Source organism: Dyella ginsengisoli (assembly GCF_044904665.1).
Classification (GTDB): domain Bacteria; phylum Pseudomonadota; class Gammaproteobacteria; order Xanthomonadales; family Rhodanobacteraceae; genus Dyella_A; species Dyella_A ginsengisoli.
The window spans coordinates 186,843-210,345 of sequence record NZ_JADIKM010000004.1 but is presented as its reverse complement, the minus strand read 5'-3'; the positions used below and the strand labels follow the sequence as shown (position 1 = coordinate 210,345).

Below are 23,503 nucleotides of genomic sequence, written 5' to 3'. Positions count from 1 at the left end.
CCTGCCGCACCGTCGGCCGCAAGTCGCTCTCCGAGGACCGGCACCGGCTCGCCCCGGAGCGCCCCGTGTCCCGCACGCGCATGCCGCATGGCCGACTCCCTGGTCCACGCCGCGCGCCTGCCGCTGCGAGAGAGCCGGACGCTCGATGCGGCCCGTTGTCGCATGCCGTCAGAAACAGCGCGCCTTCGCGACCGCGAACGCCACGCCCCCCGCTCGCGATTGATATCGCTCAAATGCGCGCGCGGCGGGGACGCTGACGATGCACCTGCCCTCGCGGCCGCTCGCTATCCACCCGTTTTCGGAGGTTCCCATGCATCGTCTATCCACTCCCGCGTGCGGCGCGTCGCGCGCGCATCCCTTCGTGCGTTGCGTGCTGCCGCTCGCGCTGCTCGTGCCCGGCCTCGCCTGGGGCGCCACGCCCACTGCAACTGTCGGCGCGCGGTGGCAAACCGTGGCGAACAACGGGCGCTTCATGCCCTCGGCAACGTGCGTGCCCGATGGGCCTGCGCCAACGGCACCGCCGTGCCGGCTGTTCAACAGCTTCAACCAGCCGTCGGTGAATACCCGTGGACTGGTGGTGTTCCGCGCACGCAGCAAGGGTGGCGGAAGCCAGGGGGAACCGCTGCACGGCGTCTATACCCGCGACATGGCCAAGGGCGGCCCCATCGTGCGCATCCTCGATCGCGACACACTGGTGCCGCAGCCCAACAACCGCGGCACCACGTTCCAGGAGACGCCGTCGTTTCCGCGCATCGACATGAACTCGTCCACCGTCGCCACGCGCGGCGCGCATCCGCCGGTGTGGCAGGTGGTGAACGACGCCGGCGAGGTGGTGGAGCAGGTGGGTACCAACGGCGTGTATGCCAACCCGTTCCGTGATCTGGTCACCGCCGAGAGCCGCCTCGGCAGCGTGCCGGTGTTCTCCTATTTTCAGGTGCCGGAGAGGCCGGGCACAGCGTTCGACATCGTCCCGGGTTCACCGGCGATCACCCAGCACGACATCGTCGTGTTCAAGGGCAACTACACCGTGGGTACCACCAGCAAAACTGGTGTGTACTACCGCAAGCTGATGAACGCGCCCTTCCCGATGTCCAGCGGGCCGTCGCTATACCCGGCCAGCGGCACCCTGCCCACCGTGCTGATCGCCAACACCGACAGCTACATTCCCGGCACCAGCCTGCACTTCGGCTCCACCGCGCCGCCCAGCGCCGCAGGCAACCAGGCCGTGTTCGTCGGCCTGGACAACGAGGATCACCCGACGGCGGGTGGCATCTACCTGGCCACGCTCAACCGGTCGCAGCCGCCACTGAAAACCCTGGTGCGGATCGGTGACCACGTACCCGGCGAAGACGCTTCGCAACATTTCACCCAGATCGGCGAAGGCCTCTCCTTCGACGGCCGCTTCGTGGCGTTCTGGGGCGCATGGGGTGAGGGCACGCAATCGCTGCTGCTGCGCTGCCCGCAGGACGGCAACGCCGACATCGTCGCCTACTGCAACCAGCAATACCCGGACGGGCACGCCGTGCAGACGCCGGTGCATCAGGGCGTGTTCGTGCGTGACCTGGTGCGCGGAAGAACCTGGGCCATCGCCAAGTCACCCAACAACTTCACCAGCTTCGTGTACTGGAACTTCTCCGGCCACGTGCCGGGCTCCACCACCGAAGAAGACGGCGAGCCGGCGCGCTGGCGCTCGACGGCATTCGTCGCCGTGTCGCGGCCAGCCAACCCGTTGCTTGCGAGCCTCGGGCTGTTCCGCGCAGCGTTCAAGGCCAGCACCGGCACGCTGAACAACGGCGCATACCTCAACGCAGTTGACGGCATCTACCTGAGGAACGGACCGTTCGCATCGCCCCTCCGCACCCTGGCTGCCACGGGCACGGATGGCACCCTGCTCGATCCGCAGGCAGTGGACGCTGAAACAGGCGGGCACCTGCCGATCACCAGCCTTGGCATCGAGCGCGAGGGGTTGCGCGGCGACGAGCTGGTGATCAACGCCTCGATGGCCACCGACGAAGCCGGATGGGCCGGGATCTACCGGACCAAACTGCTCTGGTGACACCCACCGGGGAGACCCCGGATCACGGGGCCTCCCCTGTCAGGGCGAGACATCCAGAGATGCACTCGGCCCGACTGTTTCTGCCTCCGCCCCGCCTTGCACACACTCCCGGAGGGGGCCGGCATGCGTTCTTTCGGTGTCACGAAATGCTGTGGCGATATCGCGTCGGGGCGCCGCCGCACGAGCCAAACGACATCTGCGATCCCGGCTGGGCGATATCACGTGGGCCGGACTCCTCACCGGTCACAACCCGGAGCGCGCCGAGCGGCGCCAGTGGCGGCTTCTCAGCGCGGTGCGCCGTAGCGGGCCAGGCGCTGCTCCAGCGTTCCCGTGTGCAACTCGAACAGGTGGTTGTCGAAGTCGTACACGTATAGGGAGAGTCCCTCGCCGTCCACGCGCGGCCGGGGTGGCCTGACCTCCGCACCCAGGACCTCCAGCCTCTGCCGATACGCTGGAAGATCCGATTCATCCACCCGGAACGCCACGTGCTGGTACGAGCGCTCCGCCGGTGGCGCCCCCTCCATCGCCGCCAGCCAGACGCCGCCGAGCAGGAAGAACTTCTCGCGCGACAGCGAGTAGTTGCGCTCCGCGCTGTCGTAGATCTCCCGTGCCCCGAGCCCTTCGCAGAGGAAGGCCGCCATGCGGTCAAGGTCTCGCACAATAAAGGTGATGTGGCTGATGCCCTGCATCGATTGAATTCCTCGCCGTCGAACGCGACGTGGCGGCCATCGTAGCCGAGCACAGGCGGAGCCTTCCGGGCAGCCCCGTCCCCGCCTTGTGGCAGCCGGCTGGCGGCGGGGCAAAGGCGCGGCCGGCGGCACTTCTTTCAGTTTGGCCTGGTCGCTGCCGATAACCCGCCATCGCATGTACGCAGACCACCGATGAGACCGGGCCGTGGGGCAGACAACCAGCAACACCGACCGCGCCGCCATCCAGGCCGGCCTGCAGCAACTCGACCTTGCGGTCCGGCGGCACAACCAGTGGTACGACACGATCATCCGCACCCTGGTCTGCCGGCTGCCCTACGAGACGAACGACATCGCCCCGGACGCGCATCGTCGGTGCCGCTTCGGCTTGTGGTACTACCAGGACGCGTCCCCCGTCCTGCGTCAGCATCCGGGCTTCGCCGCCATCGAGGAAGAGCATCACCGCATGCATCGACTGGCAGCGAAGCTGCTTGGGTCGCTGGACACCGGGCAGCCCGTCTCCGCCGTCGACTTCGACGCATTCGCCCGCGCACTGGAGAGCCTGCGGCTGCAGATCTTCACGCTTCGTGGCGACATGGAGAACGCGCTGTACAGCCTTGACGAGCTCACGGGTGCAGGCAATCGCCTCGGCATGCTCGGTGCCCTGCGCGAGCAGCAGGCACTGGTCGACCGGGGTGTGCAGGCGTGCTGCGTGGTGATGATGGACATCGACCACTTCAAGCGCGTCAACGACACCTGGGGACACCCGGCCGGCGACGGCGTGCTGGCGGCCACTGCGCAGTATCTGATCGGGAATCTCCGGCCGTACGACAAGCTGTTCCGTTACGGCGGCGAGGAGTTCCTGCTGTGCCTGCCGGATACCGACCTGGCCACCGGTCACGCGCTGGTGGAACGCCTGCGCGAAGGGCTGGCCGCGCAGGAGATCGCCCCCGGCGGGCATGAGCCCATCCGCGTCACCATGTCATTCGGCATCGCACGACTGGAACCGGGCTACAGTGTCGAACAGTCCATCGCGCATGCCGACGAGGCCATGTACGAAGCCAAGCGGATGGGTCGCAACCGCACCCGCGCATGGGCGGAAAGCGCGAACAAGCCCGCCGGCATGCTGTCATAGGGATGCTCCGATCAACCAGGCGTAGGCCTGCGCACGGGCGGCTTTGCAGCGCAACCGGACGGACGTGGTGTTCACGCCCGGCAGGGGAGGATTCCACTCCCCCCTCGCACGCCGCCGCCGGAGCACCCCATGGCCAAGACCAAGACATCTCCCGTTTCCAAAGGACGTTCATCGGACAACGCAACGCCCCGTCGCGGACATGGCGACGAACTGCAGCAGATGGCCGACGGCAACCAGCCTGCGCTGACAACCAACCAGGGCCTGCCGGTCAGCGACAACCAGAACTCGCTCAAGGCCACGCCGCGCGGGCCCACCTTGCTGGAGGACTTCATCCTCCGCGAGAAGATCACCCACTTCGATCACGAGCGCATCCCCGAGCGCATCGTGCACGCGCGCGGCACCGCCGTGCACGGTCACTTCGAACTGACCAGGTCGCTCGAAAAGTACACCACGGCAAAAATCCTCACCGAGAAAGGCGTGAAGACGCCTGTGTTCGCCCGCTTCTCCACCGTGGCCGGCGGTGCCGGCTCGGTAGACACCCCGCGCGACGTGCGCGGCTTCGCGGTAAAGCTCTACACCAAGGAGGGCAATTGGGACCTGGTGGGCAACAACATCCCGGTGTTCTTCATCCAGGACGCGATCAAGTTTCCCGACCTCATCCACGCGGTGAAGATGGAACCGGACCGCGGCTTCCCGCAGGCCGCTACGGCGCATGACACGTTCTGGGATTTCATCTCGCTGACGCCCGAGGCGATGCACATGGTGATGTGGGCCATGTCCGACCGCACCCTGCCCCGCTCGCTGCGCATGATGGAAGGCTTCGGCATCCACAGCTTCCGCCTGGTCAACGCCAGTGGCGACAGCACCTTCGTCAAGTTCCACTGGCGCCCGCGGCTGGGGCTGCAGTCCACGGTGTGGGACGAGGCGGTGAAAATTGCCGGCGCGGATCCGGACTTCCATCGCCGCGACATGTTCGAGGCGATCCAGACCGGCCAATTCCCGGAATGGGATCTCGCCGTGCAGCTGTTCACGCAGGAAGAAGCCGATGCGTTTCCGTTCGACCACCTCGACGCCACCAAGCTGATCCCCGAGGAACTGGTGCCGTTGACTGTCATCGGCAAGATGACCCTCGACCGGTGGCCGGACAACTTCTTCGCGGAAACCGAGCAGGTGGCGTTCTGTCCGTCGCACGTGGTGCCGGGCATCGACTTCTCCAACGATCCGCTGCTGCAGGGGCGGCTGTTTTCGTACCTGGATACCCAACTGTCGCGGCTGGGTTCACCCAATTTCCACCAACTCCCCATCAACGCGCCCAAGTGCCCGTTCGCCAATCAGCAACGCGACGGCCACATGCAGATGGCACAGCCCAAGGGGCGCACCTCGTACGAACCCAATTCGCTGGAGCCCGGCTCGGCCCGCGCCACCACCGCGGGCTTCCGCAGCTTCGCCGAACTGGCCGGCGACGGCAGCAAGAGCCGCATCCGCGCCGAGAGCTTCGCCGACCACTACAGCCAGGCGCGACAGTTCTACCGCAGCCAGACCCGGCCCGAGCAGGCGCACATCGCCTCGGCGCTCGTGTTTGAACTGTCCAAGGTGGAAACCGCGCACGTGCGCGAGGCCATGGTGGGCCACCTGCGCAACATCGATGACGACCTCGCCCAACGCGTCGCCGACGGTCTGGGCATGCGCGCCCTGCCCCCGGCACAGCCGGCGGCCGTGGCGGCCACCGATCAACCGGCGTCACCGCCGCTGCAGATCATCGGAAAGATGAAGGACACGCTGAAAGGCCGCGCCATCGGCATCCTGATCCACGACGACTCCGATGCCGCCACCATCAAGGCCCTGCGCAAGGCAGCGGAAGCGGCCGGCGCCACGGTGAAGATCGTTGCGCCCAGGCTCGGCGGTGCCCGGCTCAGCGACGGCAAGCCGCTCGCCGCGGACGGGCAACTGGCCGGCACGCCATCGGTGATGTTCGATGCCGTCGCCCTCGTGCTGTCCGAAGCAGCCGGCAAGATGCTCGCCCGGGAGGCCGCCGCCGTCGATTTCGTGCGCGACGCTTTCGGCCATCTCAAGGCCATCGCGGCCGACAGCGGCGCGCAGGCCGTGCTGAAAGCCGGCGGCATCAGGAACGATGCCGGCGTGCTCGACGCCACCGACAGCGCCGGCTTCATCAAGGCAGCGAAGACCCGCCAGTGGGATCGCGAGCCCAAGCTGCGCCTGCTGGCCTGAGCGCAGGGAGCCGGGCCGAGCCCCCACGGCGCCGTGTCCGTGGGCCGGCCCGACTCCGGCACAGCGGAGTCACCGCCCGGATGCCGCCTTGTTCGCCCGCGGCGGCCACGGCGCTGCCTTCCAGCACGCGTGATAGAACACCTTCAGTTGCTTGTAGGCACCCCACGGATGCAGCTCGAAGCCGTCGCGGAAGGCGGCACTGCGGCCATCGACCCACGCACCGATGGAACCGGCGAACAACAGGTCGACCAGGTCGGACGGCGGGTAATTGCGGCGGATCACCAGCATGTCGCCCTCGGCGCTGACAGCGTCCTGCGATGCCAGGATGGGACGGCCATTGAGCTCGAAGTACGACCGCGCCCCGCGCGCCACGACCTGGCGGGCACGCAGCGCACCCACCCGCTCGTAGGCCGCCACCAGCGTCTGGCCGGGGCGGCAGGTGACGGTGAGCCGGTGCTCACCCTTGCGGTCGAGCTGGCGCAGATCCAGCGTGGGTGCGGCCGAGGTGATGTCGTAGTGCGCGACAGGCGGAAGCCGGCCGTTGTTGGTGGCGCCGGTCTTTTCCAGGCGCTCGGCGGTGAGCCAGAGGACCGTTCCCGCGGGCGCGCCCGGTGCCGGCGTGAGATGGCCGAGATCGATCTGCATGGCCTTGAGGTAGGCGCTGGCATCAGCGGGGAGCGGCGCCGTGGCCGAGCTGCCCTGTGCCGCCAGCGTCAATCCGAGGCGGTCGCTGCCGCTCGGCGCCCAGCGGTACAGCCCGCCGAAGAACGCATACGCGCACGCGTCCACGCACAGTGCCGTGCGGCTGGCCGTGGCGCGGGGGAAGCTCTTGCGCGGTGCGCCCAGGTGGGTGGCCATGCCGCTTTGACGGATCAGTCGCCCCAGCGCCATGCCGGCGGCGACGTCGCCCTCGCGCGCGCTGAGATAGACATCCGAACCCGGCGCGATGCGGCCGGACTGCATCAGCTTCGCGAAGCGCTTCGGCGCATCCGGATCGATGCGCCCATAGAGATAGACCTGCGGGTGTCGGGCCACGGCCAGGGTCAGCCGATCGTTCAGCACGTGGATGTTTAGCCGGTCGCTCCCGGCGTGAGCCACATTGACGACTGCGCCCAGCATGCAAAGCAACATCGCCAGAACGTGGCGCAGCTGCGTTAGATATCCGCCATGGTCGGCACGGAGGCCACGCGTTGCCCGACTGTCGCCCATCATCGCTCCGATCGTCCAAACGAGAGAATGTGGGTGATCGCGGGTGTCCTGTCGATGAATGCGGCCCGGCGTCAGATGATGGCGGGAAGCTGGGAGCGCGCGCCGAAACGAAAACGAACCTGTGGGCGCCGATGGTCGCGGCGTCGGCACGCCCGGCGCCGTTCCACCGATTCGTCACGGTGCACGGGATCGTGTCGATCTACCCGGCCGCCGCTCGTCGGGAATACGAAAGCGCGCCCGCCGCCCCACAAGGAGAACCCGCATGGTCAGCAAGAACACGATTTGCCTCTGGTACGACGGCAGCGCGCTGGACGCCGCCACGTTCTACGCCGCCACCTTTCCCGACAGCGCCGTGGGCGCGGTCCATCGTGCGCCGGGTGACTACCCCGCGGGCAAGCAGGGCGATGTATTGACGGTCGAGTTCACCGTGATGGGCATCCCCTGCCTGGGGCTCAACGGCGGACCCGGCATGCGGCACAGCGAGGCGTTCTCGTTCCAGGTGGCCACCGACGACCAGGCCGAAACCGACCGCCTTTGGAACGCCATCATCGACCACGGCGGTCAGCCCAGCGCCTGCGGCTGGTGCAAGGACAAGTGGGGCCTGTCGTGGCAGATCACGCCGCGCGCCCTCACCGCCGCGTTCACCGACCCCGATCGCGCCGCCGCCAAGCGTGCGTTCGAGGCGATGATGACGATGACCCGGATCGACATCGCGGCGATCGAGGCGGCGCGGCGCGGGTGAGCGCCGCTGCCGCATCGACCTTTCCAGAACCTCTTCGTGACCCACATCTTCCATCAGCGTCACAACGACGCCCCAGCATCCGGAACCCTCCCATGACCCCCACCATCACCGCCTTTGAAACGTCCCCCGACCGCGGCCAGGGCCTCGCGCGCGACATGCGCGTGCGCTGGTCGCTGGAAGAAGTGCGTCAGCCCTACGAGGTGCGCCTGGTGTCGTTCGCCGCGATGAAGGAACCCGCGCATCTGGCGCGGCACCCCTTCGGGCAGATTCCCACCTACGAAGAGGGCGAACTGGTGCTGTTCGAGTCGGGCGCCATCGTGCTGCATATCGCGCAGCGCCACGCGGGCCTGCTGCCGGACGATGCGAACGCCCGGGCTCGTGCGGTCGCCTGGATGTTTGCCGCCGTCAACACGATCGAGCCGCCCATCCTCGACCTGCAGAACGCCAAGTTCCAGGAAGGCGACAAGCCCTGGGCCGCCGAGCGCATGCCCCTCGTGCTGGACCGCATTCGCCAGCGCGCGGGCCAACTCTCCGAGCGTCTGGACGACGCCGACTGGCTCGACGGCGCCTTCAGCGCGGGCGACCTGATGATGATCGGCGTGCTGCGCCGGCTGCGCCCCTCGGGCCTGCTCGACGAATACCCGAATCTCGCCGCCTACGTCGCCCGCGGTGAGGCGCGGCCGGCCTTCAAGCGTGCGTTCGATGCGCAGCTGGCGGTATTCACCAGCCGACAACCGGCCGCCGGATAACGGGCCTTCTGCTGCCGCGCGGGCGCGCCTTGTACACAACTCCGGACACAAAGACGCCGGCATGGGTTCTGCCGGCGTCACTTGATGCCATGGGGAGGTCGCGTCAGGGCGGTGCCGGTCGACGCCATCCTCACGCACTCCGCAGAGGGATTACAGGCGCATGGTGGCTCGCAGCATGACCTGGCCGGCGCTGAAGCGCTGGCTGTGCTGATAGTCGTAACCGGCTTCGAACGACCAGGCGCTTTCGCCGGCCACCAGCACGCTGGCGCCCACGTCCACGATGTTGCGCCCGGTGTTCACGCCGCTCGCGTTGAACTGCGGGCCGCCGCTGACGAACGCAGCCGTGCTGCCGGCCGCCTGCCCATCGAACGCGTGCAGCCAGGTGGCATGGATTTCCGGACGGATCGTTCGCGCACCCGACGACACCAGGTCGCGCGCCAGCTTCACGCCCAGGCCCGACTGGGTGAAATTCTGGTCGCGCGGGTCGACCCGCAGATCCACCGAGTTCCCGCCTGTCTCGGTATAGCCTCGGACTTTCATGCGAGTGTGCTGGATCGTGGCGAACGGAGTGAACACGGTGCGCCCATCGCCCAGGCGATAGTGATAGCCGGCGGTGCCGAAGGCGGTGTACTGGCGACCGCTGTAGTCGGCCCGCGCCGTCTCGTTGATGCCCGTGAAGCTGACCTGGCGCGAGCTCGCGTAGTCGTCGTGTCCGACCACCAGGTCGCCATTGAAGAACCAGTTGCCCGGCGCGTAGCCCAGGTACACCGAGGCCTGGCGCGAGCGCACGTCACCATGGCTGCGCTGCGACAGGCCATCGAGCGCGGAGCGGGCGTAGCGCAGGCTGCCGCCCAGCGTGAGCGACGGGCTCAGCGGCATGTCATAGCCGAGGATCAGGCCGCCGCTGTTGTCCGAATAGCCTTCATAGCCGTTGGCACCGCGCTGGGTGCCGGCGAACCCGAAGCCGGCGGCCCACAGCTGCGGACGCTTGTCGGTGACGCAGGGCGATTCCTGCCCATCATGCGCGGGCGCACGATCGTTGCGGGTGCTGGCCAGGGCACAGCTCTGCTGGGTGGCGTCCAGGTGCGAAGCCCACAGCTGCTCCAGTTGCTGGGTGGCGCGATAGCTGGCCTGCGGCGACGCCAGGCTCACCGCGTCGGGCTGCAGCTGCGCGAGCGCATCGGCCACCTCGGCCGCGGTGGGCAGCAGGGTGATCGCCGTCAGCAACGGCACGCTGGCCGGCGTCAGCGGCAGCGCGTCGATCACCGGCGCGATCACCGGTGCAGTGGGGTTGCCCACCGGCGTGACCACGTCCACCAGCGGGATCTGCGTGGCGATGATCTGCACCAGGCCGTTGGTGGTGGGAGCCGCGGAGAACAGATAGCGGGTCGTGTTGCTGGTGGCGGTCACCGTGCTGCCGCTGGTGCCGCTGGTGGCATCGACGATGTTGAAGATGCTGCCGACCGGGATCGGGCCGGTCACCGTCACCTTCACCTTGAGCGCATCGCCGATGCTGGCCGCGCCTACCGGCACGATCTTGCCGTACAGGCTTTCGCTGAAGATGGTGGTGTTGATGGTGCCCGCGGTGGGGACCGCGAATGCGCCGCCCACGTTCAAGGTGTTGGTGCCGAGCGTGTAGCTGGCCGCCTGCGCCTGGCCGGTGATCAGCGCGTTACCGCCTGTGAGGGTGATCTGCCTCAGGCCGCTCGCCGCGCCCACCGCACCATCGATGATGCTGTCGGCGTTGAGCGTGAGCGTGCCGGTTCCGGCGCCCGCCGTGTTGGTGACGGCCGCCTTGACGGTCTGCCCTGCGCCCACGTTGATGAAGCCGTCACCGCCGAAATCCATGGTGGAGCCGGTGTTGCTGGTGTAGCCACCGTTGAAGTTCACGGTGCCCGTGCCGGCCAGCGAGAACGTGGTGGAGTACACCGGGCCGTTGAAGGTCACCGTGTTGCCGACGGTGCCTGCGGAGATGTCCAGGAAGGTCGAGCCCGAGCTGCCGACGAAGCCGGTCACCGTCGAGCTGTTCATGAATGCGATGCGGGCCGTGTTCGCCGCATCGGTGGTGATGCCGCCGCCGGCCTCGTTCTGGGTGTTGATGTCCTGCTGGCCGACCGTCAGCAGGCCCGGGCCTTGCGTCTGCACACCCGTGGCGACGCCGACCGGCCCGACCACGCCCGGCAGCACGACGACTTCGTGCGCCACGGCCATGGGCAGCCAGGCGAGCATCGCCGAGCTGAGGACGGAAAGGGAGATCTGTTTTTTCAGGTTTTTCATGGAATGCCTTGGGCAACGTGGTGTGACTCGCTCTGGGTGAGCGGGTGCAATGAGTCGACATCCCCGTTTGGCGTATCACCCCGGAGGCAAACTGGTCTGAAGTGCAGCCGTCGCCGACGCGCGCCCCGGAACGGGTCGCGCAGAAGTGGAAGCCGCAGGAGCACCGGCATGGCATGCCGGCAATGAGCAAGTATCGGGGCGGCGCATGCCGCTGCGATTCGAGGGAGCGCTCGCCGAGTGAAGCTGGCGAGGCGTACTGGCGGGGAGGCTTCGGCGTGGCCGCGCTCGACACCAGCCTGTCGAGTATCCGGTCCACGGGTGAATACCGCGTGCATGAGCTTCGACGCGATCACTCAGATTTCAAGGCGCTCTTCCTGCGTCCCGTCCGGATCGCGGAACCATGGCAGAGCGGCAGACAGGCGAGTAGCCTCCCCGGACGCGCATGCAACATGCGCGTACTTGCGTCGATGCCCGTCGGTGTTACCGATCAAGGCATCCAGGGGGACGCGGTCACCTCACTTGATTGGGAGACCGATGTCATGAAGATCAGATTGCTCATCGCCGTTGCGGCCATGGCGTTTGCCACGTGCGCCCTCAGCGCACCACAGACCACCCTGACGTTGCACAAGGCGCGCACCACCGTACCCGTCACCACACCCGTCGGCGGCGCGCCGCTGACCAGCCTCGAACAGGATCCGGCGATGACCGCCGGCGACGCCGATTCGGGCGACCAGGAAGACCTCGGACCGCCGCCGGTAGTGAACCGCACCATCGCCCGCGGACACGCGGGTAGCCAGCGGATGGGCCAGGCCAAGCGGGCCAAGTCACATCCGAACCTGCTGGGCGGTTTCGACGGCCTGAACTTCTACGATCAGCGTTACGCCAACGGCGGCAACCAGTTCTCGGTCGAACCGCCCGACCAGGGCCTGTGCGCCGGCAACGGCTTCGTGATGGAAAGCGTCAACGACGTGCTGGCGATCTACGACACCGCGGGCAACCGGCTGGTCGGTCCCGTCGATCTCAACACGTTCTACGGCTATACCGCGGCGATCAATCGCACTACCGGCGCCTACGGACCGAGCATCACCGATCCGTCGTGCTACTACGACGCGGCCACCAAACGCTGGTTCCAGGTGGTGCTGACGCTGGATCGCGTGGGCACCTCGTCCACGCTGGCCGGCACCAACCATCTGGACATCGCAGTGAGCCAGACCGCCGACCCCACCGGGGCCTGGACCGTCTACTCGCTGCCGGTGCAGAACAACGGCAGCGACGGCACGCCCGATCACGGCTGCGCCGGCGGATTCTGCCTGGGCGATTACCCGCACATCGGCGCCGACGCGAACGCGATCTTCCTCACCACCAACGAGTTCGCGCTGTTCGGCTCGGGTTTCTACGGCGCGCAGATCTACGCCATCTCCAAGCGCGCGCTGGTCAACGCCTCCGCCACGGTCAACGTGGTGCAGTTCAACGGCGGTGATCCGAACGTGCCGGCACCGGCCTTCACGGTGTGGCCGGCGATCTCGTCGGGCGGCCAGTTCGTGACCACCAACGGCGGCACCGAATACCTGCTCAGCTCCGACGCGGTGTTCTACGACTCGGGCACGTCCAACACGATCTGGCTCTGGTCGGTGACGCACACACAGTCCATCGACACCACGCCGGCCGCGTTGGCACTGAACGTGGCGCCCGTCACTGTGCAGGACTACGCCGTACCGAGCAGCCTGGTCCAGCAGAAGCCCGGCAGCGCTCCGCTGCGCGACTGCTTTGCCCTCACCGGCTGCGCCCCGACCTACCTGGGCTATCCCAATATCGTCTACCCGACGCCGAGGCCGATGGCGGTGAACGACTCGCGCATGCAGCAGGTCAGCTACGCCAACGGCAAGCTGTGGGGCACGCTCGATACCGATGTGCTGCTCGCCGACGGCAGTCACGGGTCGGGCATCAACTACTTCGTGATCAATCCCGGCTCCCGCGGCGTGTTCGCCAACGGCACGCTGGCGCTGCCTGATGCCAACCTCACCTACGGCGCTGCGGCCGTGACGCAAAGCGGGCGCGGCGTGATCGCGTTCACCGTGGTGGGGCCCAACGACTATCCCAGCGCCGGCTATGCCAGCCTGGATGCCAAGGCCGGTGCCGGCGACGTCACCATCGCGGCCGCAGGCGCCGGCCCGTGGGACGGCTTCACCGGCATCCCCTACCTGGGCGGTGGTCGCCCGCGCTGGGGCGATTACGGCGCGGCGGCGGCCGATGGCAACACCATCTGGACCGCCTCGGAATACATCGCGCAAACCTGCACCCTGAGCGAGTACCTCACCCCGCCCCTGTTCCAGTGTGGCGGCACGCGTGGCGCGCTCAGCAACTGGGCCACCCGCATCTCGGCGATCGGCCTGTAAGGCGTCGCTGAAACACGACCCACGGGCGCGATGGATGCATGCCATCGTGCCCGTTTCTTGCTGAAGGTCAAAGCACTTCGGCGCCTCGCTGAAGGTCGAGGCGACGACCCGGCCGACCTACTACATGCGGCTGCACTCAGCGCGTTTCGCCGTCGCTCCACATCCGCCACTGCGCCACGTCCACACCCTTGAGCAGCAGCCACAGCGCGAACGACAGCTCGGCCACCAGGCACGGCATCAGGATTGCCGGGAACAGTCGCGCCTCGAACTCGGGGGCCAGCAGCAGCGCAAAGCTGTTCACCAGGTAACACGCGCCGGCGAGCTGCATCAGCGCACCGATCCACCCCGGCAGGAAGCGCGAGCGGCGGATCAGGTAACCCTCCACCAGGCACACCATGCCGAAAAACAGCAGGCCCACCGCAAAGCCGTACTCGTGCAGGGTGATCGCCGCGTACGACCACGCCTCCCGCTGGGCCGGCGCGATCGCCGCGAGGTAAGCGTCGCTGCCGAGCAGGACCAGCGGCACCAGCAAGGTGAGCTTGTTGGCCGCCAGCACCGCCGTCTGGATCAGATTGAACAGCAGCGTCAGCAGCGCGAGCGGGCGGTGCACCGGCCGCAGCAGCAGGTAGATCACCCACATCACCACCACATCGCACAGGTGCATCACCAGGTCTCCGACGATGCCTGCGCGCCACAACCCCTGCGAAGCCAGCAGGCGATGGGCCGTGGCCGCGGCGTCGCCGGGCACCACCAGCGATCCGCGCACGAACAGCTCGCCCAACGCGCCGGCGACGATGATGACGAGATACAGCAACCCGCCCAGGCGGGCGTAGATCTGCGGCGAGGTGACGTTCGCGGGTGATGCCATGGCGTGCCCTTCCGTGCGATGGTCCGACGGGCGTTGTGCCACGGACCGCGCACCCATGGGAGCACATCACCGGCCGCCCGACGCCTGCCGTACGGCACGTTGCAGGGAAGACCGCAGCCACCGCGACCCGAGCCGCGGCGGCGCAGCGCACGCCGCGAAACAAACACCCGCTTGATGAGGCGGCCGCCACGGCGCAGGGCGTACAGCCCATGGCCAGCCCGCAACCCGCCGGCGGCCGGCCTTTACCGACGTGTCGCTACCTCACATGAGCTGCTTGCGTAACTGCTCGGCCCTGGCTGCGCCAATCGCCGTCTGCACGTGCTTGATCTCTTCCGGCGGCGGCAGCACGGCGGGCATGCCCAGGCTCTGGATCCACAGCTCCCGGCACCAGCCCTTGGTGTGATACAGGTGATGGTCTTCGTCCTGTTCCACAGCCTCGTACGCCGCCTTGAGCACCTTGGCATGCGGGCCACCCGCCTCGGCGACCTTGCCGATCAGCTCCCAGTTCTGGTGGTCCTTGGTTTCGGCGAGCACCACGCACTCACAGGCCACCAGCTCCGCGCCGATGGCACCCGCGTTCTTGATCGCCATCTCGATCGCCGTCACCAGCGACGCGCCCTGATGCGCCACCACGGTGCGGCCGGGGCTGGATGCTTCGGTATCCATGCCCAGATCCTTGAACACCTGGATCAGCACTTCTTCGTGGGTGTGCGTCTCGTCCAGATAGCCTTGCCACTCCTGCTTGAGATCCTTGTTCTGCACCGCCTTCAGCGCCGCGGTGTACACCTGGATGCCGCCTCGCTCGGTCTCCAGCGCCTGCAGCAGGAGTTCGCGTACCTGGCCATCGTTGACTTTTCTGTTCATGGATGTGTTCGTGGGTCGGTGGGGGGACGTTCCGGTCTACGCCGCCCGTCGTTGCCCAGGCGTGAACCCTTCCCGGTCTCGAAGTGAAACCGTGCAGCCCGCCATGCCAATTGCGCACCGGATTGGGCGCATTGCGGCCCACGCTTTTATGGCGGCTGCGATGATCCCGACACACGCTCGCCCTCTCCGCCGCGCAGCTGCGGAAATCCCGCCCCCTGCGACCTTGGTTGGCTTGCGCGGTCCCTTGCCAGTGGCGAGTATCGAGCGATCCACCGGCGCCGCCGGACGCCACCAGGCCACACCCATCATGCCGACCTCTCTCGCTCGAACCCAACGGCGCGTCGCCCTCGCGGCGGCGTTCTGCGCATACCTCCTGTCTGTGGCAATCCACGCCCAGGCCAGCAATGCGGGTGCGACCGAAACCGGCACCACCTACACCCTGCCCGCCACGCCGAAGACGGTCGCCTGGGGCCACTACGACGCCACCACGCGACCGGTGCTGCGCATCCATTCCGGCGACACGGTGGTGTTCCACACCGTGCTCACCAACAGTCCGAGCGGACTGGAGAAGGCGGGCGTGGCGCCGAAGGACGTGGAGCAGAGCCTGCGCGATCTCTTCAACGGCGTGCCGGCCAGGGACCGCGGCCCCGGCGGCCACATCCTCACCGGCCCCGTGTACATCGACGGCGCCGAGCCCGGCGACACGCTGGAGATCCGACTCAAGCAGATCGACCTGGCCATTCCCTACGCCTACAACGGCTTCCGCTACGGGCTCGGCTTCCAGACCGACGACTTCCCTTACTCGCGCATCAAGATCATCCCGCTCGACCTGACCAGGCGCACCGCGCACTTCGGCCCGGGCATCGAGATTCCGCTGCACCCGTTCTTCGGCAGCATGGGCGTGGCGCCGCCGCCGGACTTCGGTCGCTACGACAGCGCGCCGCCCACCATCATCGGCGGCAACATGGACAACAAGGAGCTGGTGCAGGGTTCGCGCGTGTTCTACCCGGTGTTCGTGCCCGGGGCGCTGTTCCAGATCGGCGACGGCCACGCCGGTCAGGGCAACGGCGAGGTGGACATCACCGCGATGGAAACCTCGCTGGTCGGCACCGTGCAGTTCGTCGTGCACAAGGGCATGAAGACCGGCCCCTACCCCCGCGCCGAGACGCCCACCCACTTCATCAGCATGGGCTTCGACGACGACCTCACCGTGGCCACGCACAAGGCCGTCGCCGGCATGATCGACTTTCTCGTACAGCATCAGCACCTGAGCCGCGACGACGCCTACATGCTGATCAGCGTGGCCGGCGACATCGACATCACCGAGCTGGTGGACCACAACAAGGGCGTGCACGTGATGTTGCCCAAGGCAATCTTCACGCGGCATCCGTGAGCGCCCGACCGCTGCGCCGACCCCGGCGGGCACGCGCCCGGCAAGGTTTGACCCCGCCCGGACGAAGGCACAGACTCCGACTTGGGAATGCCCGGATGACCCGCCGTCCATCAAGGAGGGGTTCGTCATGTACGCAGCCATTCCCAAAGCGCCGCTGGCGCTGCTCATCGGGTTGCTGATGTTGTCGGGTGCCGCGCAGGCGGCCGACAAGAAGACACCGAGCGACGCCGCGTTGATCAAGAGCGCCATGCGCGCCGCGCCCGCGCACGTATCGAAGAACGCCACCATCGTGGTGGCCGGTGCCGACGGCACCATGCGCACCTTGCGTGAGGGCACCAACGGGTTCACCTGCATGCCCGACAGTCCCGCCACTCCGGGCCCGGATCCGATGTGCATGGACAAGAACGCGCTGGCCTGGGCGCAGGCGTGGATGGCCCACCAGCCACCTCCGGCCGGCAAGCTCGGGTTGATGTACATGCTTGAAGGCGGCACCGATGCGAGCAACACCGACCCGTTCGCGACCAAGCCGGATGCCGCCAATCACTGGATCAAGACCGGCCCGCACATCATGATCGTGGGCGCGGACCCTGAGTTCTACGCGGACTATCCGAAGGGCGCCGCTCCGGACACCGGCGCCCCTTACGTGATGTGGGCCGACACGCCCTACGAGCACCTGATGGCACCGATCAAGTGAGCCACCATCGGGCCGCCGCGGCATGAGCGGCGCATGGATCGCGGGCAGATGCGTCGGGGTTGAACAGCCGCATCGGCGACGTCCGCGCTCGACACTTGTGCCGTGAAGGCCCGCTGAGCTGGCGAACCGGCCCTCGTAGCAGCCCGTCCCAGAACCGCGTGGGAAATGCCGGTTGTCGCGACAGAGGCGGGCGCACTCTGTCGCACCCCTCGGCTTTCCAGCCCACACGGTCGAAAACCGTGCATGCTCGGCGATGTTCTCGACCGCCGCGCCCGCGCGCGCCCGACTAGATCGCCACGAGGTAATCCATGCGCCGTCTGCAACACCTGATGCTGCTGCTCGTACTGGCCGCGAGCGGCGCGGCCGTCCACGCCGCCGATGCGCCGCCGCTGTTCACCCTGCACGAAGTGGGCAAGGGCGTCTGGGCGGCCGTCTCGCCCACGCCGAGCAGCGCCGGCAGCAATGCCGGCTTCGTCATCGGCGATGACAGCGTGCTGGTGATCGACACCTTCGAAGACCCCGCCGCCGCGCAGGCACTGCTCAAGGCCATCCGCGACAAAACCGCCCTGCCCGTGCGCTACGTGGTCAACACCCACTACCACCTCGATCACGTGGCCGGTAACGGCGTGTTCGACAAGGCCGGCGCGGTGATCCTCGCGCAGCGCAACGTGCGCGCGTGGGAGCGCACCGAGAACCTGAAGTTCTTCGGCAGCAAGATCACCCCCGCGCAGAAGGCCATGGTGCAGTCCTACGTGCTGCCCAGCGTGGTGTACCGAGACGGCATCGAGCTGCATCTGGGCAAGCGCATGGTGATCGTGCGGGTGATGCCCGGGCACACCGGCGGCGATTCGGTGGTGGTGGTGCCCGACGCGAACGTGGTGTTCACCGGCGACATGTTCTGGAACCACAACCTGCCCAACCTGATCGACGCCGACACCGCGGCGCAAATCGCCTCCAACGCCACCTTCCTCAACGACTACCCCGCTGCCACCTTCGTGCCCGGCCACGGCGAGGTCGCGCATGCCGCCGACGTGCGCGCCTTCCGCGACTATCTCGTCACGCTGCGCCAGTCGATCACCACGGCGCGGAGCAAGGGCGAACACGGCGACGTCCTGACGCAGGACGTGCTGGCGCAGCTCAAGCCCACCTACAGCGACTGGGATTACTTCGGCTATTTCGCGGCGAAGAACATCGCGCAGACGGTGGCGGAGCTGGCAGGGGACAAGCGCCGACCGGTGCCTGCCCCGTAGTCGATGCTGCGCGGCGATCGCGCCCGTCGCCCCGCTCGCGCCACCCTCACGGCCGATACGGCACGCCGAGATGAGTTTCCATCTGCAGCACGCCGCCGCAGTGGTAGATGCCGTGCTCGGCGGTCGTCATCAGGAACAGCGTGCCGTAGCCGTTGCCGCCGTGGACCAGCGGCGGCGTCCAGTCGTGAAAGTGGTGCCATACATGGCCGGCGGGCGTCTGGTTGTATCCGGCGGCGGCATTGGCTACCGCGAAATCGCCCAGCCGGCCGCCGGTGTAGGCGATGTGCACCGCGCGCCGATAGTGGGTACCCGGATTCAGGCCCGGCCGCTGCTGCCCGTTGAGGTCGAACATCTCGATGAAGGGCTGGATCTCGCCGGGCGTGTAGAACCGCGTCTTTTTGCGGATTCGCTTGCCGAGCTGGATGTTGTCGCGCTCGATACCCTTGCGCTTCATCCAGTCGTTGCGGGCGCGGTTCTTGAAAAGCATCACTCCGGTCTTGGAGCGGGTCTGGATCTGCCTGGGCATGCTTTTCCTCCCTGAAGTATGCGGATAGCCCGGTCGGGCGGCTTCGTCCCATCCGCTGCCCGGCAGCGCCGGCACGGCCGTCTTTAGTTCAGTGCGTGGAAAGGGGCCGGACTTGGTCACCTGTCCGCGTCGTTGAGCGGGACTCGGCGTGGAGCCGCCGTGGACGCCGCCATCAGAGGTCAGAGTCGACTTGCTACAAACAGGACGTGCTTCTCAACGCGTCTAGCCGGACATCCCATGTTTTTGGCGTTCAGTAGCTTGAAGGCACTGGATCCCAGCTTGCGCCGGGATGACGAGCAAGATCAGACCCTCCCTAAAGATGCCGTCGCACCGACCCCGGCACCGCCTGCGCCACCGTGCCGCCGTCCGCTGCAACGCAGGCGTTGCGTCCGCGTTGCTTGGCCAGGTACAGCGCGGCGTCGGCGCGGGCGAACAGGTCGTCGACGTCGTAGCCCTGCTCCGGATCGGCCTGGGCCACGCCGAGGCTGAGGGTAAGGCCGGGAATCGGCGGATCGGCCAGCGGTGCACGGGTGACCACGGCCTGGCGCAGTGTGTCGGCGAGGACGAGCGCCTGAGCTGCCGTCTGGCCGGGACAGGCCACCATGAACTCGTCGCCGCCGAAGCGGCCGAACACGTCGTCGCTCACCAGATGCTCGCGCACCACGCCCACCACCAGCGCGAGCGCCGTGTCGCCCACCAGGTGCCCGTGGCGATCGTTGATCTGCTTGAAGTGGTCCAGGTCGAACACGATCAGGCTGAGCGGCAGGTTGTACTTGGCCAGATGATCGATACGGTCGCGCAGCTCAACGCCGAACGCCTGGCGATTGAGCGCCCCCGTCAGCGGATCGTGCATCGACAGGTGCTGCAGCTCCTGTGACTTGCGCTGCAGATGGCTGTGCGCCGATTTCAGCACGCGCTGTTGGCGCGCGAGCCGCTCGGTTTCCTCGCGCAGGCGCTGACTGTGACGCCACGCCGTCCACCACGCCAGCAGCAATCCGCCCAGCGCCAGCAACCACAGCCAGGTCAGCGAACGGGCGGACGCCGTGGGCGCGGGCGCGCTCGTCACCCGGTCCGGCAGAACGATAGGCGCAGCGGCCGTTGACGGCGTGGCCGGCCGTGCGGGCGGCGACGGCACAGGGTCGCTCTCGCTGGCCTGGGTCGCGGCCACCGGTGCCGCGGGCGGGGCTGTGGAGATCGGCACCACGCTGGGCAAGGTCGCCGTCGGCGCGGGCACCGGAGCGGTTTGTTGAAACGATCGCGGCGGCGGCGGCGGAGGAGGTGGCGGCGGCCCGAAGCGCCCGTCGGGCGGCGGCACGCCCGGCGGCGGTGGCGGGGGCGGCATGCCGTTGGCCGGCGGGTAACGCGGCTCTCCCCGCTGCGCGTGTACGCCGCTCGCGCCGGCACACGCCAGCGCAGCCAGAACCAGCGTGCTGGCCAGTCGATGCATTCCGTGGGACTCCCCTGCAAACCGGCGACACTTTAGCTGTGCGGGCTTGGCGATGTCATCGAAATCGGGGGAGAGCTGTACCGTAGATCAGAGTGCACTTTCTGCCTGCAGCCATCCAGGCACGTACAGCGGCATAACCAGCGCTCCAGACAGTGACGCATCACCAGCTTCTGCGCAAAACGCTGTCCGACGACGATCCAGCCGAGATCCGGACCTACCTCAGACAGCGACGCGCACCAGGGCGCGACGACTTCGAAGCTACGCTCGAAGCCAATACTCGACACTTCGCCGGTCCCCGAACCGCTATCGGCCAGCGCGCTCCAAACTAACCGCATGAAATGAACCTGAGGTGCCGCCAATTCGTGACGGTAAGTAAAACCGGGAGCGGCGAAAGCAGAAAGATAAGAAGGGCGGCCCTAGGCCGCCCTTCTCGCACCTACACAACGATCAGTTGACCAGCTTGGACTCCTCAACGCCCTTCTGTCCCTTTGCCGCATCTACCTGGTGCAGCGCGGAGCGGGCGGAGAACATGCCCATCTTCACTTCTTGCCAGACGTAGTAGATCTTGCCGGCGATCATGTCGATGGTGAGCGTGGAGTCCTTCTCAGTCTTCGAGGTGATGGTGTGCTGACCTGGCGCCAGCTCTTTGCGAACATAGGTATGCGCGGCGGAGTCGCCAACGCTTGCACCATCAACCAGAAGCGGCATCTTGATTGCCGCTCCCATGGTCTCGTTGCGGTAGACGTAGAGCACCGCCTTGTCGGGAATCGGCGTAAAGGTCTTGGCCTGGGCATCGGCCGACGTGCTTGCCATCGGCACACTGGCACAGCCGCTCATGAGCAGAGCCACTGACAACGCACCAAACGCGATCAATTTGCGAAACATGCAATTCTCCCCTGTGGTTGGATGTATCCCACCGGACAAGAGCACATGGTTCGAAAGCGCGAAAATTGAGCTGCCTCCATGCAACGCTCGCCAGGCGAGACCAGTACCGTCCGTGTCTCCCCTGACGGCATCGCGATCGTATACCACCTCGATGCCGGGTTGCCTCATCATTGCGCCCGCGGCTCAGAGGCTCAGGGGACCAGCAGCCAGCTCACCTCGTGGGTGTTCGGCGGTGGCGGCAGCCACGAACCTGCTGCCGGGTAGCCGTACTCGTAGGTCACCGTGTCCTGCATGGCGAATGAGTGCATCGGCTTGGCCTGGCAGACCACGTCCCGGGCCGGCATGACGCCAAAGTTGAGATAGGCAAACTCGGCGTTGGTGGTGCAGGCGTTGTCGTCGAACATGACGCCGTGGGTGGTGGCGTTGTTTACAAGCACCATCCGCGAGTCATGGCCGTTGACGAGCCGGTCCTTCAGCGCTTGCGAGTACGGCGTGGAGGGATCGAACTCGTTCTGCACCATCAGCGCGTGCACGCGGGTGCGCGACTCCAGAGTGCGGTCGAGCGCCGGTTGCCACGGCCAGTGCTGGCACTTGTCCACCAGGGTGGATGCGCCGATGGCCCAGTAGGTGCGGACGTCGGCGATCTTCTGCGCGATGCTGCGCGGATCGGTGGAGCCGGAATCGTTGCACTGGAGCACGTCGGCCATGGGGTTGAAGCTGGGCCGATTGCGCAGATCGGCAATGGTGAATGCGGCGATCTGTTCGGCGTTGGCGATGTGGTCAGGGCTTCCATCCAGCGCCTGGGACATGGCGCCGAGCGCCGGCTGCACCAGCAGATCCCAGAACACCCACATGCCCGTGCCGTCCATGGCGCCCAGCGCCTGGTCCGGCGTCACGCTGCCCATGCGATGCTCCGACGTGGCCTGGTAGATGCGCTGGAAGGTCGTCATCACCTGCTGCGGCGTCGTCCCCATATGGAACTGGTCGTCATGCCTGGCGATGAACGGGATGAACGCCTGTTGCACGTTCAGCTGATCCATCGACATCCGGCTCAATGCCTGTCGCTGCCAGTCCAGATGCACCCAGTTCATGTTGCTGTCGAGCACCACGCGCTCGAATTGCTCGGGAAACATGCGGCTTGCATACGCCATCAGGCTGCTGCCGCTGGAGACGCCGAACAGATCGGCGTGCCGGAACCCCAGGATGGCACGCACCAGGTTGAGGTCACGGGCGTGATTGGGCGTGGTGATGCCCTTGAGGAACGTCGCGTGCTGCTGCAGGCAGGCGCTGATGGATCGATTCCACCAATCCTGCTGCGCCCGCAGGCTCTCGTCCGTGGGATTGCGGCTGTCGCCGTCCATGAAGTTCTCGGCGCCGCTGCGCGGCGCGTAATCGCAGCTCACCTGGGTGCCCAGGCCATCGCTGATGCCGCGCAGGTCGACGCCCACCACCAGATGATCGACCTGAACCTGCGGCTGCAACTGCTCGAGCATCTCCGCCTGGGAGGCGCTGGAGTTGTCCGGGCCACCCGCGTTCACCAGCAGCAGACGGGAGTAAGGCCCTGGATTGAGCGGCCGGGAAATGCCGATGGTGATGTCGCCCCGGCTCGGGTCGGCCCAGTCGACCGGCACGGTGACCAGGGCACATTGGATGGTGCTGCCGTCGGTAAACAGCGACGGCGGACAGTCACCCCAGTTCACCTGCTGCTGGTAGTACCTGGCGTAGGCCGGGTCACTGCTGTGATCGTCGACACCCGCACCGTGGGCGCCAACCAGCCCCGGGCATGCCACGCAACCGATCAGCACCACCAGCTTGCGTGCAGACAACGTAAAGAGCTTCATCGTGATGCCTCCTCGGTCAGTAGTGGCAAGGCCGGGCACATGCCTCGCGCCGCTCCCGCCACGCCTTGCGTCATGGCGTGGCGGCCCCCTTTAGCCCGGCTGCCGGCGCCCGTGGGCGCACGGAGCCTCCGGGAGCGTGGCCCGGTGTGGTCTGAAATGATCAACTGCGGTTCTCCCCTGCTGGGCTGCCCGAAACGGGCGGTCGCGGCGGCGGGCGCGCCTGATGGGCGTCCGACAAGCCGTGGCATGATCATTC

18 protein-coding genes are annotated in these 23,503 nt (G+C 67.3%); 9 read left to right on the top strand and 9 right to left on the bottom strand.

Going from position 1 to position 23,503, the window contains the following annotated elements:
* The first annotated feature begins 310 nt into the window (after positions 1–310).
* Positions 311–2,056 carry a hypothetical protein gene (locus tag ISP17_RS15270; protein WP_404634704.1) on the top strand — a complete coding sequence of 582 codons (1,746 nt, stop codon included), beginning with the start codon at positions 311–313 and terminating at the stop codon, positions 2,054–2,056.
* Positions 2,057–2,340: 284 nt separating this feature from the next.
* Here the strand turns inward: ISP17_RS15270 and fosX are convergent, their stop codons facing one another.
* The gene (fosX, locus tag ISP17_RS15265; RefSeq protein ID WP_404634702.1) at positions 2,341–2,745 is read right to left on the bottom strand and encodes a FosX/FosE/FosI family fosfomycin resistance hydrolase; all 405 of its coding nucleotides are present in this window, start codon (positions 2,743–2,745) and stop codon (positions 2,341–2,343) included.
* 205 nt (positions 2,746–2,950) lie between these two features.
* Between fosX and ISP17_RS15260 the strand changes: the two genes are divergently transcribed.
* Together ISP17_RS15260 and ISP17_RS15255 are read left to right on the top strand one after the other, a co-directional pair.
* On the top strand, positions 2,951–3,877 hold the full coding sequence (locus ISP17_RS15260) for a diguanylate cyclase (RefSeq protein ID WP_404634700.1): 927 nt from the start codon (positions 2,951–2,953) through the stop codon (positions 3,875–3,877).
* A gap of 219 nt (positions 3,878–4,096) precedes the next feature.
* Positions 4,097–6,106: a catalase gene (locus ISP17_RS15255; protein WP_404634920.1), complete on the top strand. Its 2,010-nt coding sequence runs from the start codon at positions 4,097–4,099 to the stop codon at positions 6,104–6,106.
* A gap of 69 nt (positions 6,107–6,175) precedes the next feature.
* Here ISP17_RS15255 and ISP17_RS15250 read toward each other — a convergent pair whose 3' ends face one another.
* Positions 6,176–7,225: a hypothetical protein gene (locus ISP17_RS15250; RefSeq protein WP_404634698.1), complete on the bottom strand. Its 1,050-nt coding sequence runs from the start codon at positions 7,223–7,225 to the stop codon at positions 6,176–6,178.
* Between the two features lie 352 nt (positions 7,226–7,577).
* Between ISP17_RS15250 and ISP17_RS15245 the strand changes: the two genes are divergently transcribed.
* Together ISP17_RS15245 and ISP17_RS15240 are read left to right on the top strand one after the other, a co-directional pair.
* The gene (locus ISP17_RS15245) at positions 7,578–8,057 is read left to right on the top strand and encodes a VOC family protein (protein ID WP_404634696.1); all 480 of its coding nucleotides are present in this window, start codon (positions 7,578–7,580) and stop codon (positions 8,055–8,057) included.
* Positions 8,058–8,149: 92 nt separating this feature from the next.
* Positions 8,150–8,806, top strand: a complete 657-nt coding sequence (locus ISP17_RS15240) for a glutathione S-transferase family protein (protein ID WP_404634694.1) — start codon at positions 8,150–8,152, stop codon at positions 8,804–8,806.
* Positions 8,807–8,956: 150 nt separating this feature from the next.
* Here the strand turns inward: ISP17_RS15240 and ISP17_RS15235 are convergent, their stop codons facing one another.
* Entirely contained in the window at positions 8,957–11,083 is a 2,127-nt protein-coding gene (locus ISP17_RS15235) for an autotransporter family protein (RefSeq protein WP_404634692.1), read from the bottom strand.
* A 539-nt stretch (positions 11,084–11,622) separates the two neighbouring features.
* Here ISP17_RS15235 and ISP17_RS15230 point away from each other — a divergent pair.
* Positions 11,623–13,479: a hypothetical protein gene (locus ISP17_RS15230; RefSeq protein ID WP_404634690.1), complete on the top strand. Its 1,857-nt coding sequence runs from the start codon at positions 11,623–11,625 to the stop codon at positions 13,477–13,479.
* Positions 13,480–13,615: 136 nt separating this feature from the next.
* Here ISP17_RS15230 and ISP17_RS15225 read toward each other — a convergent pair whose 3' ends face one another.
* Together ISP17_RS15225 and ISP17_RS15220 are read right to left on the bottom strand one after the other, a co-directional pair.
* A complete protein-coding gene (locus ISP17_RS15225; protein ID WP_404634688.1) occupies positions 13,616–14,347 on the bottom strand; it encodes a DUF4386 domain-containing protein in 732 nt (243 codons plus the stop codon).
* A 261-nt stretch (positions 14,348–14,608) separates the two neighbouring features.
* A complete protein-coding gene (locus ISP17_RS15220) occupies positions 14,609–15,211 on the bottom strand; it encodes a hypothetical protein (RefSeq protein WP_404634686.1) in 603 nt (200 codons plus the stop codon).
* 379 nt (positions 15,212–15,590) lie between these two features.
* On the opposite strand from ISP17_RS15220, the gene ISP17_RS15215 reads away from it, so the two are divergent.
* From ISP17_RS15215 to ISP17_RS15205, 3 genes are all read left to right on the top strand, one after another.
* Positions 15,591–16,604 (top strand): acetamidase/formamidase family protein, encoded by a 1,014-nt coding sequence (locus ISP17_RS15215; RefSeq protein WP_404634684.1) that lies wholly within the window; start codon positions 15,591–15,593, stop codon positions 16,602–16,604.
* Between the two features lie 127 nt (positions 16,605–16,731).
* Positions 16,732–17,298, top strand: a complete 567-nt coding sequence (locus tag ISP17_RS15210; protein WP_404634682.1) for a hypothetical protein — start codon at positions 16,732–16,734, stop codon at positions 17,296–17,298.
* Positions 17,299–17,606: 308 nt separating this feature from the next.
* A complete protein-coding gene (locus ISP17_RS15205) occupies positions 17,607–18,548 on the top strand; it encodes an MBL fold metallo-hydrolase (RefSeq protein WP_404634680.1) in 942 nt (313 codons plus the stop codon).
* A gap of 46 nt (positions 18,549–18,594) precedes the next feature.
* Here ISP17_RS15205 and ISP17_RS15200 read toward each other — a convergent pair whose 3' ends face one another.
* The 4 genes from ISP17_RS15200 to ISP17_RS15185 all read right to left on the bottom strand — a co-directional run bounded on the left by ISP17_RS15200 (position 18,595) and on the right by ISP17_RS15185 (position 23,247).
* A complete protein-coding gene (locus ISP17_RS15200) occupies positions 18,595–19,074 on the bottom strand; it encodes a hypothetical protein (RefSeq protein WP_404634678.1) in 480 nt (159 codons plus the stop codon).
* A gap of 313 nt (positions 19,075–19,387) precedes the next feature.
* On the bottom strand, positions 19,388–20,140 hold the full coding sequence (locus ISP17_RS15195; protein WP_404634676.1) for a GGDEF domain-containing protein: 753 nt from the start codon (positions 20,138–20,140) through the stop codon (positions 19,388–19,390).
* A gap of 828 nt (positions 20,141–20,968) precedes the next feature.
* Entirely contained in the window at positions 20,969–21,406 is a 438-nt protein-coding gene (locus ISP17_RS15190) for a DUF2846 domain-containing protein (protein WP_404634674.1), read from the bottom strand.
* Positions 21,407–21,597: 191 nt separating this feature from the next.
* On the bottom strand, positions 21,598–23,247 hold the full coding sequence (locus ISP17_RS15185) for an alpha/beta fold hydrolase (protein ID WP_404634672.1): 1,650 nt from the start codon (positions 23,245–23,247) through the stop codon (positions 21,598–21,600).
* Positions 23,248–23,503: the final 256 nt, after the last annotated feature.

What these genes read in the sequence shown, in the direction of transcription:
- ISP17_RS15240 (WP_404634694.1), top strand. Translation starts at nt 8,150, where the DNA reads ATGACCCCCACCATCACCGCCTTTGAAACGTCCCCCGACCGCGGCCAG.
- fosX (WP_404634702.1), bottom strand. Translation starts at nt 2,745, where the DNA reads ATGCAGGGCATCAGCCACATCACCTTTATTGTGCGAGACCTTGACCGC.
- ISP17_RS15185 (WP_404634672.1), bottom strand. Translation starts at nt 23,247, where the DNA reads ATGAAGCTCTTTACGTTGTCTGCACGCAAGCTGGTGGTGCTGATCGGT.
- ISP17_RS15220 (WP_404634686.1), bottom strand. Translation starts at nt 15,211, where the DNA reads ATGAACAGAAAAGTCAACGATGGCCAGGTACGCGAACTCCTGCTGCAG.
- ISP17_RS15235 (WP_404634692.1), bottom strand. Translation starts at nt 11,083, where the DNA reads ATGAAAAACCTGAAAAAACAGATCTCCCTTTCCGTCCTCAGCTCGGCG.
- ISP17_RS15245 (WP_404634696.1), top strand. Translation starts at nt 7,578, where the DNA reads ATGGTCAGCAAGAACACGATTTGCCTCTGGTACGACGGCAGCGCGCTG.
- ISP17_RS15190 (WP_404634674.1), bottom strand. Translation starts at nt 21,406, where the DNA reads ATGTTTCGCAAATTGATCGCGTTTGGTGCGTTGTCAGTGGCTCTGCTC.
- ISP17_RS15230 (WP_404634690.1), top strand. Translation starts at nt 11,623, where the DNA reads ATGAAGATCAGATTGCTCATCGCCGTTGCGGCCATGGCGTTTGCCACG.
- ISP17_RS15270 (WP_404634704.1), top strand. Translation starts at nt 311, where the DNA reads ATGCATCGTCTATCCACTCCCGCGTGCGGCGCGTCGCGCGCGCATCCC.
- ISP17_RS15225 (WP_404634688.1), bottom strand. Translation starts at nt 14,347, where the DNA reads ATGGCATCACCCGCGAACGTCACCTCGCCGCAGATCTACGCCCGCCTG.
- ISP17_RS15200 (WP_404634678.1), bottom strand. Translation starts at nt 19,074, where the DNA reads ATGCCCAGGCAGATCCAGACCCGCTCCAAGACCGGAGTGATGCTTTTC.
- ISP17_RS15210 (WP_404634682.1), top strand. Translation starts at nt 16,732, where the DNA reads ATGTACGCAGCCATTCCCAAAGCGCCGCTGGCGCTGCTCATCGGGTTG.
- ISP17_RS15250 (WP_404634698.1), bottom strand. Translation starts at nt 7,225, where the DNA reads ATGCTGGGCGCAGTCGTCAATGTGGCTCACGCCGGGAGCGACCGGCTA.
- ISP17_RS15255 (WP_404634920.1), top strand. Translation starts at nt 4,097, where the DNA reads ATGGCCGACGGCAACCAGCCTGCGCTGACAACCAACCAGGGCCTGCCG.
- ISP17_RS15205 (WP_404634680.1), top strand. Translation starts at nt 17,607, where the DNA reads ATGCGCCGTCTGCAACACCTGATGCTGCTGCTCGTACTGGCCGCGAGC.